Raw genomic sequence first — 13002 nt, forward strand, 5'->3', positions numbered from 1 at the left:
TCTTTACGGTTTTACTTCAATTAAAAAGAACATGATGTAATATAAGGCTGGGGCAGTTAAAATAACGCTATCAAAACGGTCTAAAACGCCGCCATGCCCAGGTATCAGCTTCCCAAAGTCTTTGATTGTAGTCAATCTTTTCATTGCCGAAGCAGCCAAATCTCCAATCTGGGCTAAAAAAGAACCAAAGAATCCCGCTAAACCACACAATAACAATAAGTTGACATCCTCGAAAACCACCACATTTCCAATCCACAAACCATATGCCAAAGAAAGTAATGTGGCTGTTAAAATACCACCTATGGAGCCTTCAATGGTTTTTTTAGGACTAAGGAAAGGAATTAATTTATGCTTTCCAAAGTTCACACCGATAAAATAAGCGCCTGTATCGCAGCCAAAGGCCGCAATAAAAGCTAACCATACTAAGTATTTCCCATAAGCAAATTCTCGAATCAAATAAATATGGGATAATAAGAAAAAAGCATAGAAAAAGCCAAAAAAGCCTGACATTCCGTCCAGGGCATTTGTTTTATTATGGCAAACAACTGTATAAATTAATAACACCACAAGAAATAGGGACACAAAAATATTAAAGTAGTTATCTGCATTAATAATTTGCTCCATAAAAAGGCCATAAAATGATGCAAAAATGTAGCCAATTATATGCAATCCCGTATTTTCTTTGGAAAATGCCTGATAAAACTCATGCATTCCAATCAAGCCCAAAATAATTGTTGCCCCCTTCAACCAAAGACCCCCGGAAACAACGACAAATATCAGAAAGGGAAGAAGCACCAATGCGGAAATGATTCTAGTTTTCAATGAAAATCACCTCAATTTCATCTTCCGCCGAAGCGGCGTTCTCTATTCTGATAATAGTAAATTGCCTTTTCCAGGTCTTTTTTACCAAAATCAGGCCATAGTACATCTGTAAAATAAAATTCTGAGTAAGCAATTTGCCATAAAAGGAAATTACTAATACGCTCCTCGCCACTTGTACGGATAAGCAGCTCAGGGTCAGGAATTCCCGCCGTATCTAAATAGGATTCTATGATTTCTTCCGTAATATCCTTTGGGGATAAACTTCCACTAGCCACTTCTTCTGCAATTTTTTCAATTCCCCTGCGCAGCTCATCTCTTCCGCCATAATTTAACGCAATATGAACCGTCATTCCATCCTTGCCTTTAGACTTTTCTTCTATGACTTTTATTTGCTCCTGGATGTCCTGATCTAACCCAGTAACATCACCAATAACCTGCATTTTTACATTATCCTTCAAAAAACGTTGAAAGGAATTTTTTAAATAATGGCGTAACAAATCCATAATGGCAGAGACTTCTTCATCAGAACGCTTCCAGTTTTCTGTAGAAAATGCATAAACGGTTACGTGTTGAATTCCCATTTTATTGGCCTCGCTCACCACACGTTCCAGTGCCTCAGCTCCTGCTCTATGTCCCGCTTTTCTTGGCAAGGATCGTTTTGCTGCCCATCTTCCGTTACCATCCATAATAATTGCAATATGTTTGGGTAAACGGGAGGTGTCTATGGCTAATGTTTCGCCTTTCTTCTGAAAAAACATAAATTTCCTCCGTGTAACAAAGCCCCTCTTTTTACCAGAGGGGCAGGTTTTATACTCTTATACTGCAAGGATATCTTTGCATTTTTCGTCACATTTTTTATCAATTTCTGCAACGTATTTATCTGTAAGCTTCTGTGTTTCATCCTCCAGATTTTTTAATTCGTCCTCTGCGATTTCTTTTTTCTTCTCTATTTTTTTGAAAGCATCGATTGCATCACGTCTTACGTTTCTAATTGCAACCTTGGCATTTTCAGCTTTTTTCTTAACATCTTTTGTTAATTCTTTTCTTCTTTCTTCTGTTAATTCAGGAAAAATAAGACGAATCACTTTACCATCATTATTGGGGTTAATACCCAAGTCAGATGCGTTAATTGCTTTTTCAACTGCCTTCAAAACACTGGTATCCCAAGGCTGAATTTGAATAATACGTGCTTCTGGAACAGAAATGCTACCAACCTGATTGATTGGAGTAGGTGTGCCATAATATTCAACCATAATTCTATCAAGCACATGGGGGTTTGCACGGCCTGCACGAATTGTCCCATAGTCGTTCACCAAAGCTGTAACGGTTTTTGCCATTTTTTCTTCATAAGGTTTCATTAATTCAGATGCCATAGCGTTATCCTCCTATGATTATAATTTAAGAAACTGTAACAATTGTACCAATTTTTTCTCCGCCTACTGCGCGAATAATACTTCTATCTTCATTTAAACCAAAAATAACTACGGGGATCTTTCTTTCAAAACAAAGATTTGCTGCCGCCATATCAATCACCTTAAGATTATTCTTGACAATTTCTTCCGATTTAATCAAATCAATCTTTTTGGCTTGAGGGTTTACAGCAGGATCGTCATCGTAAACACCATCAATGTTCTTTGCAAAGAATAACCCGTCTACATCGAGTTCGGCCCCTCTTAAGGCTGTAATTGTATCTGTTGAGAAGAAAGGGTGACCAAGACCAGCTGCAAAAATCAAAACCTCGCCATTTTCTAAGCGACCCAGAGCAGCATCCTTAGAAAATAGTTCTGTCATCGTTCCAAAAGGAATGGGTGTTTGAACAGTTGCAGAAACACCGTTTTGTCTAAAAGCATCGGCCAAGTAGATGGCGTTCATAACCGTTGCTAGCATACCGATTTGGTCAGCTTTTGTTCTGTCCATACCAGAAGTAGCACTTCTTCCACGCCAAAAATTGCCTCCGCCTACGACAAGACAAACCTGAGTCCCTCTATTCATTACCTCTTTGATTTGAGAAACAAGTCCCCAAATGATGGTATCATCAAAAGTAATGCCATCTTTATCACCAGCCAGCGCCTCGCCACTCAATTTAAGGACAATCCTCTTATACATTGATAACAGCCTCCTTACCATTCTAATGTATCACAATCCCAATAAAATTTCCACATTTTTATAGTCAAATATATTTGCACTTTCGTAATTCAAAAATACAAATGACCTTGACAAGCCATTTTTCAGTAAGAGCTTTCTCTCGTTACCATAACGATAAGTTCATACCGTCACCACCTGATGTGATGACTACTTTGTGCCCCTTAAAAGTAGAGGTTTTGCTAAATTTCCGTAAAAAAGAAACGCCAGGTAGTTTGGCGTTTCCTTTTCACTTTTATAAATTCGATTAAGCCATTGCCTTTGCAACTTCGTCAGCAAAGTTTTCATCTTTCTTTTCTAAGCCTTCACCAGTTTCGTAGCGAACGTAACGTACGATTTCGATAGGTGCGCCTACTTCTTTTGCAACGGAATCAATATATTTCTGAACTGTCAAATCACCATCTTTTACATAAGGCTGCTCAACCAAGCAAATTTCTTTCAGTTCTTTTTTCAGTCTGCCTTCAATCATCTTTGCAATAATCTGATCGGGCTTGCTTGCGTTTTTAGGATCATTTTTAGCCTGATGTGTTAAGATTTCTGTTTCTTTTTCAATAAAATCAGCGGGAACGTCTTTTTCTGTTGTGAATTTAGGGTTCATAGCTGCAATCTGCATTGCAATATTTTTACCCAATTCAACCAATTCTTCGCTTTCATTTGCACATGCCAATTCAATTAAAACAGCAATTCTACCGCCACCGTGGATGTAAGAAACCAACTTGCCGGACTGTGCTTTTTCAAACTTTTCAAAACGTCTGATGTTCAGGTTTTCACCAATAACAGCCACCTGCTGGCTTAATGCTTCTTTTACTGTATACTGAGGATCCAAAGCCCATGCTTCTTCAAAGAATGCATCCACATCAGCCGCTGTTGTTGTAGCAACCTGTTTTGCAACTGCTGCAACATAATCCTGGAAAATCTGATTTTTTGCAACGAAGTCTGTTTCAGAGTTAACTTCTACGATTGCACCAGTTTTATTATCATCACTCAAGTAGATACCTACGATACCTTCAGAAGCAATACGACCAGCTTTCTTTGCGGAAGCTGCAAGACCCTTTTCTCTTAAGAGCTCTACTGCCTTTTCCATATCGCCGTCTGTTTCAGTCAGCGCTTTTTTACAGTCCATCATTCCAACGCCTGTAAGTTCTCTTAATTCTTTTACCATTGCTGCTGTAATAGCCATGTTTTTTACCTCCGTATTTTTCTACTATGATATAAAAAGAGCTTCAGCCCGTTAGTTGGCTGAAGCTCGGGCAAATGCCTTGTAAAGTAATTATTCAGCTGCTACCGCTTCTTCAACAGCTGCAGTTTCCTGTTCACCCTGTTTGGATTCCAAAACAGCATCTGCAACCTTAGAAGCGATCAATTTTACTGCACGGATTGCATCGTCGTTACCAGGGATAACGTAATCGATTTCATCGGGATCGCAGTTTGTATCAACGATTGCAACGATAGGAATACCCAATGTATGAGCTTCCTGAACAGCAATTCTTTCTTTTCTTGTATCAACAACAAACATCATATCGGGTACTTTTTTCATGTTTTTGATACCACCCAAGTTCTTTTCCAGCTTTTCCATTTCGTGCATCAAAGCTGCAACTTCTTTTTTAGGCAGAACTTCAAAAATACCGTCAGCCTGCATTTTTTCTAATTCTTTCAGTCTTGCAATTCTTTTTTTGATTGTAGTGAAGTTTGTAAGCATACCACCTAACCATCTCTGGTTAACGAAGTACATACCGCATCTTTCAGCTTCTTCCTTCATACATTCCTGAGCCTGTTTCTTTGTACCTACGAATAAAATTTCGCCGCCGTCTGCAATAGTTTTGCAGATTTCAGCATAAGCTTCATCAACTTTTTTTACAGTCTTCTGTAAGTCGATGATGTAGATACCGTTTCTTTCTGCGAAGATGTATTCAGCCATTTTAGGATTCCATCTTCTTGTCTGATGTCCAAAGTGAACACCTGCTTCTAATAATTGTTTCATTGAAATTACGCCCATAGCGCACCTCCTGTGGTTAGTCCTCCCCATCCTTCCTAAAGAAACCGACCATGCCGGCACCTTTCCTTAGACAACGGATGCGTGTGTTTTAAAGTTACCTAGGGGATTATATCATAGACAAAGATAAAAAACAACCATTAACTCAAAAGTTTTTTAACGAATTATGAAAAGTGGCTGTTTTTATATTTATTTTTCTTCTTCTTCGGCGGGTTTTTCCTTTACATAGCTGCACTTTTCGTTGGAGCAAACAATTTTGGGATTCTTTCTTCCCTTTTCTTCCAAAAAGCTTGCACAAACTGGACACTTCTCCCCTGTTGGCTTGTTCCATGACATAAAGCCGCACTCAGGGTTATTCTCACAACCGTAATATGCACGACCCTTTTTCGTCTTTTTAATTAAAACCTTTCCGCCACATTCAGGGCAATTTACCCCAGCCTCCTCAAAGAAAGGCTTTGCATTCTGGCATTCGGGAAAACCCGGGCAAGCCAAAAATTTTCCGTAGCGACCATATTTAATGACCATGTTTCTGCCACACTTTTCGCAGATAATATCGCTTTCTTCATCCTTAATTTCAACCTTTGCCAATTTTTCTCTAGCATCGTCTACACATTCTTTAAATCCAGGATAGAAGTCACGAATGACTTGTTTCCACTCCTCGTTACCAACCTCTACTTCGTCCAAGCGTTTTTCCATATTGGCAGTAAAATCAACATCCACAATATCACCGAAGTAACTTTTCATAATGTCATTTACCACTTCACCCAATTCCGTTGGATAAAGATTTTTGGCTTCCTTAGTCACATAATGACGGGCCTGAATGGTAGTTAAGGTTGGGGCATAGGTACTGGGACGTCCCACACCGATTTCTTCCAAAGTTTTGATCAAAGAAGCATCGGTAAACCTTGCAGGGGGTTGGGTAAAGTGTTGTTCGGGCAAAAGCTCCTCTGTCTTTAATATATCGCCCTTCTCCAAAAGAGGAATCATTTTTTCGTCCTCTTCCTCACCTTTGTTGTACGCTTCCAAAAACCCTTTAAACTTCAGACTTGAACCAGAACTTCTAAACGCATATTCACCTACCTGTAGCTTTACAGAAAGGGTATCGTACAAAGCGGGGCTCATTTGACTGGCAACAAAACGTTCCCAAATCAACTTATACAACCGAAATTGATCCTTTGAGAGGGATTCTTTAATACTATCAGGAGTACGTAAAACCTCGGTAGGACGAATTGCCTCATGGGCATCTTGGGTTTTCCCCTTAGATTTATACACCACTCTTTCGGGGTTTACATATTTTTCTCCATATTCTTCTTTAATAAAAGCCACAACGGAATCATAAGCTTCGTCGGAAATACGGAAGGAGTCCGTACGGATATAAGAAACCAAACCAACGGTGCCTTCCCCCTTGATATTGATACCTTCATAAAGTTGCTGGGCAATCATCATGGTTTTTTGCGTTGCCATATTCAAGTGTTTACTTGCTTCTTGCTGTAAGGTACTGGTAGTAAACGGTGCAACAGGCTTTTTCTGACGACTACCTGTTTTTACATCTATTACTTCAAAGGAGTGCCCTTCCATCCCTTTGATTACCTCGTCCGTTATTTCACCATTTGGCAACTCAAGCTTTTCATCGCCTTTACCGTAGAATCTTGCATCCAAATGTTTTCCGTTTTTGTCGGAAAGTTTTGCTGTTAAAGACCAGTATTCTGTGGGAATGAAAGCTAAAATTTCTTCTTCTCTGTCGCAAATAATACGCAGTGCCACAGATTGTACACGGCCACCAGAAAGCCCTTTTTTTACTTTTTGCCATAACAAGTCACTTATGGTGTAACCCACCATCCTATCAAGGACACGCCTTGCCTGCTGGGCATCAACCAAATCCATATCAATATTTCTTGCTTCACTGATTGAACGTTTTACAGCGTTTTTCGTAATTTCGTTAAATGTAATTCGGCTAATGCTCTTATCTTCCCCAAGATTTAAAGCGTGAAGTAAATGCCAACTTATGGCTTCCCCTTCACGGTCAGGGTCAGTTGCAAGAAATACTTTATCTGCATTTTTTGCATCTCTACGCAGTTTACTTAATAAGTCACCTTTACCACGAATGGTAATATACTTGGGTTCAAAATCATTTTCTACATCAATGCCTAATTGGCTTTTAGGCAAATCTCGGATATGCCCCATGGACGCCTCAATTTTATAACTGCTGCCTAAAAACTTACCAATTGTGGCAGCTTTGGCAGGGGACTCTACAATCACAAGGTATTTTTTTCCTTTTGTCCCTTTTGCGCCCGTCTTTGTTGTTTTACTCTTTTTTTCTGTCATTTCTTTTGTCATACTTCACCTCAAAAATTTAACCTTCCCTGATATAGCCTGATTGGGGAACTCTTCGTATATAGCCCGCAATTTCTAACAAGGAAAGTATATACTGCACTTCCTGTATATTTTTATGCAGCTTCCTGCAAATGGTTTCTGCTAAAACAGGCTCTTTGTCTCTTATTTCATCATAAATTTCTCTTTCCTCAGGGGTTAGCTTTTCCGCCATTTGTTTCGAAAAAGTTTGTCTTTCTTCTTCTTTATAAATAATGCCCAATTCTAATAAAATATCATTGCTTTCTGTAATAACTGGACATCCTTGCTTTATTAAATTGTTCGTACCCTCGCTTAAAGCACTGGTTACATTTCCAGGAACCACAAAAACGTCTCTACCACTTTCCAGTGCCAAATCCGCTGTGATTAGCGTTCCACTTCTTTTCCCCGCCTCAACAACCACAAGAATTTTAGACAGACCACTGATAATTCGATTACGATTGGGGAAGTGATGGGGATTGGGCTCTGTGCCTGGTGGATATTCAGAAATTAAACATCCATTTTTTGTAATTTGTTCCATTAACTCTTTATTTTCCGCTGGGTAACAAATATCAACGCCACAGCCAAGAACAGCTATGGTTTGTCCTGAGCCATCCATTGCACCCTTATGCGCCATCGTATCAATGCCCTTTGCCATACCGCTGACAACAACGATATTGGCCCTACCAAGATCCTGAGCAATGCGATACGTAACACCGGCACCATAACGAGAGCAACGTCTTGCCCCAACCAAGGATACTTTGTCTATATCATCCTCAGGCAATGCCCCCTTTACATAAATACCGATGGGTGGGTTATAAATTTCCTTTAGCAAGCTAGGATACTGGGGATGAAGAAAAGAATAAAACTGTATTTCCTTCTCTTCCAACTCCTCAATCCACCGTTCTAGCTTTTCTTCGTCCCTCGAGCAAAGAATTGCATCTACGGTTTTTTCAGGAATACCCTTAACGGAAAGAAGCTGCTCTCTTTGGGCATTCCAAACGGCTTCCGCCTTTTGAAAACACGCCAAAAGCACCCGAATACGTTTGATACCAATACCTTCAATTCGTGAAAGCCACATCAAATAGTATTCTTCCATGCAAGCACTCCTTCCTAAGTCGAGTTACGACCTTAACTATATAACCTTTTTTTTTAAAATTCAATAAGAAATTACATTATTATAAAAATTTTCAGTAATTTTTGATATAAAATAGTAGAAATTTACCAGATTCATTGCAAAATTTGGTAAATATTGATATGATATTTTTATCTTGTAAAAGAAATGAGGCGTTGCAATGCTTTCAATCATTCAAAGTTCTGCTCTACAGGGAATTGATAGTTATCCCGTTTCTGTGGAGGTAGATTTAAGTAGTGGGCTACCTTCTTTCGATATTGTGGGCTTACCAGACTCAGCTGTAAAAGAGTCCCGTGAAAGAGTTCGAACAGCTGTAAAAAATTCTGGGTTTTCTTTCCCTGTAAAACATATTACCGTAAACCTTGCACCAGCGGATACACGCAAAGAAGGTGCTTCTTTTGACTTACCCATTGCCCTTGGTATTTTGTGTGCCAGTGGGGTATTAAAAAGTGGAATTGCCGATGACTATTTTGTAACGGGAGAGCTTTCCTTAGATGGTTCCGTTCGACCTGTAAACGGTGTACTGCCCATGGTTTACGGCGCAAGGCAAAATGGAATAAAAAAATGCTTGATTCCTAGGGAAAATATGGATGAGGCCGCATTGGTGGAAGGAATTGAAGTTTATCCTGTACATAACCTAAAAGAAATTACGGAGCATTTCTTAGGCAAGAATAAATTATCCCCTTATTCCGTGGATGTTAAAACACTTTTCCAAAAAAAACAAACTTCTGATTTGCTGGACTTTGCCCATGTAAAGGGCCAAGAAAATGCAAAGCGAGCCATGGAAATTGCGGCGGCAGGTGGACATAATTTTTTAATGATCGGTCCACCGGGTTCAGGGAAAACAATGCTTGCGAAACGTCTTCCATCTATTATGCCTGATTTGACCTTTGAAGAAAGTATCGAAATTACAAAAATATATAGTGTTGCAGGGCTTTTGCGAAGCAAAAGCTCCTTGATTCACGCCCGTCCTTTTCGCTCTCCCCATCATACCATTTCTGCCTCTGCGTTAACGGGTGGCGGTCGAATTCCAAAACCAGGTGAAATCTCCCTTTCCCATCATGGAGTCTTATTTCTTGATGAGTTGCCGGAGTTTCAACGAGGGGCTCTAGAAATTATGCGCCAGCCCCTTGAGGATGGCCAAGTAACCATTTCTCGGGTGAATGGCACCTTAACGTTCCCCTCGGATTTTATGTTGGTTGCGGCCATGAACCCATGCCCTTGCGGCTATTTAGGAGACGGAAATAAGTGCCATTGCTCTATGAACGAAATCGTAAAATATAACCGTAAAATTAGCGGTCCTCTTTTGGACAGAATAGATATTATGGTAGAAATGCCTGGGGTAACTTATGAAGACTTAGAGGGTATTGAATCTGGCGAGGCTTCTTCCAAAATCAAGCGGCGAGTTTTGAAGGCCCATGGCATTCAATTAGAGCGTTATAAAAAGGAAGGAATTTATTTTAATGCCCAACTGAGTGCTGCACAAATTGAGAAATACTGCTCCTTGGGAACGAAAGAAAAAGATATGCTTCGTAATGCCTTTGAGCGTTTAGACTTAAGCGCTAGGGCATATCACAAAATATTGAAAGTAGCAAGAACCGTTGCGGACTTAGACGGCAGTGAGAATATTACTTTGCCTCACTTAGCAGAAGTTTTACAATACCGCTCTTTAGACCGCAAATATATGCTTTAATTAAAGGAGTTTTAAATGAAACAGTGGAACAGTCCCATATCTGAAAGCTTTCGCATCGGCGCCATTTTGGCCTTTGCAGGTGGCTTTTTTGATGCCTATACTTTTATTGCGAGAGGCGGCGTTTTTGCAAATGCCCAGACTGGAAATATGATCTTGCTGGCTATTCAGCTTGTTCAAGGGAATTTCCTTCATGCCCTATATTATTTAATCCCCATATTCGCTTTTGTTTGCGGAATCTTTTTAGTTGAATTTATAAAAAGGAAATTTGGCCTAAAAAACGGGGTTCACTGGAGACAAAGAATCCTCGTGATCGAGATTTTGGTATTAATATTTGTTGCCTTTCTACCTATTGGAAAGGGAGATATTTTCGCCAACGTTTTAATCTCCTTTATCTGTGCTATGCAAGTGCAAAGTTTTCGCACTATCCATGGCCTGCCCTATGCCACAACCATGTGTACAGGCAATTTAAGAAGTGGAACAGAGCAACTGGTGCATCTTACCTTTGAAAAAGATGGCACTGCAGGCAAAAAAGCTCTATTATATTTTAGTATAATTTTTGTTTTTATTTGTGGTGCGGCTGTTGGGGCAATGGTTACTCCCTTAGTTGGGGCAAAGTCTGTTTTATTTTGTTGTGTTCTTCTGGCTATAGCCTTTTTTATGCTATTTTTCCAGCAAAAAGGTAAAGAAATTTCAAAGGAATGTTGAGTGTATTTTCTACATTCCTTTTTTATTGGAGACCAACACACTGACTGTAAAAAGTCATGATTTTATCTTGATCCAAGCTGTTTTTTAAATAAACAAATTGTAAGGGATGACTGACTTGGTAATCGGCAATCTCAAGGGTTCCCAACTCCCCTATACTAATTTCCTCTCCCGCCACTGCCTCATACATAAAGGATACAGCATTTGTGTTTTCTAGCAAATGCTTAATCAACACAAAGCTACTCACTTCCCAAGTGGAGGCAAAGGAGGTAATAGAGTCATTTTGCTGTGCTAGATAGCTTTCAAAAATTGCCCGTGTTCCTGAACCAAACTCCCTAAGTATGAGAGGGTAGGAATACAAATCCGACAAATCAATTTTTTTGTTCAAAAGAGGATGTTTTTTTGATACCACGGGTATAAATCTGGCTATGCAAAACACCTCTGCCTCAAAAAGTTTCCGATCAAAAATACCTTCTATAAATGCGGCATCCAGCTTTCCCTGTAGCAAGCTTTCCAGTAGTACCTTTGTATTGGCAACGGTAATATTGAGTCCCCCATTGTTCTTTTCTAAAAAAGAATACAGCATAGGGGGCAAATAATAATCGGCAATGGAAAGGGTACTGCCAATATACAATGGCCGGTGATTTCCTTCCAATTTTTCCACCAACTGTCGTTCGTTGGACTGCTGCATTTTCGTGTAATGTAGAAAAAACTCACCATCCTTCGTCAGACGCATGGCTCTGCCTTCTTGGGTAAACAATTGACAACCATAATGCTCCTCTAGTTTTTGAATATGTTGGGTCACAGCGGGCTGTGTCAAATGCAATCGCTTTGCCGCCGCCGTATAGCTTCCCGTTTCAATCACAGCCAAAAAAGTTGTCAATTTCTGATCTAGCATACCCATCCCTCCTTGTTTTGTTCGTATATATTTTCATATATGTGACCGCCTTTATACTATAACATATTTTTATACTTTATAAAATATCATAATTTGATTTTATCTATAAATTATGGTAACTTTATACCAGAGAGGTAAAAAGTACTTATACACACGGAGGCGTTTCAAATGAATAAAATCACTCAAATTATACCAGGGTTTCTTTTGGCAATCATCATTGCGGCTACTGCCCAATTATTAGAAGGTTTATTACCAATACATCTCATTGGCAGTTCGGTAATTGCCCTATTTATTGGTATGTTTATTCACCAAATTTATAAGCCCAACGACATAACAAAACCAGGAATTACATTTACTTCAAAAAAGGTTTTGAAGTTTGCCATCGTTTTACTGGGTGCGTCCCTAAGTATCGGAACGATTTTACTTGTAGGGCGGCTTTCTTTAACGGTTATGGTCTTTACCTTACTTACTTGTTTTGGTGTTGGATATTTTGTAGGAAAGGCTTTGGGCCTGGAATGGAAGCTTTCAAACTTAATTTCTGCGGGCACAGGCATTTGTGGTGGATCTGCCATTGCAGCCATTGCCCCTGTGATTGAGGCGGAAGATAAAGATATTGCATACGCCATCAGTGCCACCTTCCTATTTGATATGGCTATGATTGTGCTCTTTCCCATTATGGGGAAGGCGTTGGGCCTAAGTGACATGGCCTATGGTCTTTGGACTGGCACAGCTGTAAACGATACTTCCAGCGTCGTTGCCGCTGGGTATGCCTTTTCTGAAGCAGCCGGCGATTTTGCAACTATGGTGAAATTAACTAGAACCTTAGCCATTATTCCCACAGTCCTTATTTTTGCAATCATCCACATGAGGTTAAAGAAAAAAGAACTGGCGGTTGCAAAGGATGTTGGTATCACTTCTCAAGTGAAGTTTACGAAGATTTTTCCTTGGTTCATCCTATTTTTTGTTGGAATGTCAATTTTAAACAGTATAGGTCTCATTCCAGTGGGTATTTCTGCAAGCCTAAAAAATTTAAGTAAGTTCCTCATGGTTGCTGCCCTTGCCGCCATTGGCTTAAATACAGATTTTAAGGAGATGAAAAAATCTGGCTATCAGCCTATGGTCCACGGGTTTATCATTTCCATTCTTGTGGTTATCGTTGCCTTTGCCGTTGAATATTTCATGGGCATTATTTAAGGTAAATTTCTTTTCCCTTACAAGCAAAGCCCTGTTATAAAAACCTTTAGAATAAGCCTATTACATTCAAACTT

12 protein-coding genes are annotated in these 13002 nt (G+C 39.6%); 3 read left to right on the plus strand and 9 right to left on the minus strand.

Annotated elements, in window-relative coordinates:
* Nucleotides 1-3: 3 nt before the first annotated feature.
* From RBQ60_RS08385 to dprA, 8 genes are all read right to left on the minus strand, one after another.
* Entirely contained in the window at nucleotides 4-822 is an 819-nt protein-coding gene (locus tag RBQ60_RS08385; protein WP_307883260.1) for a phosphatidate cytidylyltransferase, read from the minus strand.
* 17 nt (nucleotides 823-839) lie between these two features.
* The gene (locus RBQ60_RS08390) at nucleotides 840-1580 is read right to left on the minus strand and encodes an isoprenyl transferase (protein ID WP_307883261.1); all 741 of its coding nucleotides are present in this window, start codon (nucleotides 1578-1580) and stop codon (nucleotides 840-842) included.
* 57 nt (nucleotides 1581-1637) lie between these two features.
* The gene (frr, locus tag RBQ60_RS08395) at nucleotides 1638-2195 is read right to left on the minus strand and encodes a ribosome recycling factor (protein ID WP_307883262.1); all 558 of its coding nucleotides are present in this window, start codon (nucleotides 2193-2195) and stop codon (nucleotides 1638-1640) included.
* 25 nt (nucleotides 2196-2220) lie between these two features.
* The gene (gene pyrH / locus RBQ60_RS08400) at nucleotides 2221-2928 is read right to left on the minus strand and encodes a UMP kinase (protein ID WP_307883263.1); all 708 of its coding nucleotides are present in this window, start codon (nucleotides 2926-2928) and stop codon (nucleotides 2221-2223) included.
* Between the two features lie 283 nt (nucleotides 2929-3211).
* Nucleotides 3212-4144: a translation elongation factor Ts gene (gene tsf, locus RBQ60_RS08405; protein WP_307883264.1), complete on the minus strand. Its 933-nt coding sequence runs from the start codon at nucleotides 4142-4144 to the stop codon at nucleotides 3212-3214.
* Nucleotides 4145-4234: 90 nt separating this feature from the next.
* Nucleotides 4235-4960 (minus strand): 30S ribosomal protein S2, encoded by a 726-nt coding sequence (rpsB, locus tag RBQ60_RS08410; RefSeq protein ID WP_307883265.1) that lies wholly within the window; start codon nucleotides 4958-4960, stop codon nucleotides 4235-4237.
* A 186-nt stretch (nucleotides 4961-5146) separates the two neighbouring features.
* On the minus strand, nucleotides 5147-7282 hold the full coding sequence (gene topA / locus RBQ60_RS08415; protein ID WP_307885994.1) for a type I DNA topoisomerase: 2136 nt from the start codon (nucleotides 7280-7282) through the stop codon (nucleotides 5147-5149).
* A 28-nt stretch (nucleotides 7283-7310) separates the two neighbouring features.
* Nucleotides 7311-8405, minus strand: a complete 1095-nt coding sequence (gene dprA, locus RBQ60_RS08420) for a DNA-processing protein DprA (protein ID WP_307883266.1) — start codon at nucleotides 8403-8405, stop codon at nucleotides 7311-7313.
* Nucleotides 8406-8601: 196 nt separating this feature from the next.
* On the opposite strand from dprA, the gene RBQ60_RS08425 reads away from it, so the two are divergent.
* Entirely contained in the window at nucleotides 8602-10134 is a 1533-nt protein-coding gene (locus RBQ60_RS08425) for a YifB family Mg chelatase-like AAA ATPase (RefSeq protein WP_307883267.1), read from the plus strand.
* 15 nt (nucleotides 10135-10149) lie between these two features.
* Nucleotides 10150-10839: a YoaK family protein gene (locus tag RBQ60_RS08430; RefSeq protein ID WP_307883268.1), complete on the plus strand. Its 690-nt coding sequence runs from the start codon at nucleotides 10150-10152 to the stop codon at nucleotides 10837-10839.
* A 22-nt stretch (nucleotides 10840-10861) separates the two neighbouring features.
* On the opposite strand, the gene RBQ60_RS08435 is transcribed toward RBQ60_RS08430, so the two are convergent.
* The gene (locus RBQ60_RS08435; RefSeq protein ID WP_307883269.1) at nucleotides 10862-11734 is read right to left on the minus strand and encodes a LysR family transcriptional regulator; all 873 of its coding nucleotides are present in this window, start codon (nucleotides 11732-11734) and stop codon (nucleotides 10862-10864) included.
* Between the two features lie 168 nt (nucleotides 11735-11902).
* On the opposite strand from RBQ60_RS08435, the gene RBQ60_RS08440 reads away from it, so the two are divergent.
* Entirely contained in the window at nucleotides 11903-12928 is a 1026-nt protein-coding gene (locus tag RBQ60_RS08440) for a YeiH family protein (protein WP_307883270.1), read from the plus strand.
* Nucleotides 12929-13002: the final 74 nt, after the last annotated feature.

Source organism: Anaerotignum sp. MB30-C6, assembly GCF_030908465.1.
Classification (GTDB): Bacteria; Bacillota; Clostridia; order Lachnospirales; family Anaerotignaceae; genus Chakrabartyella.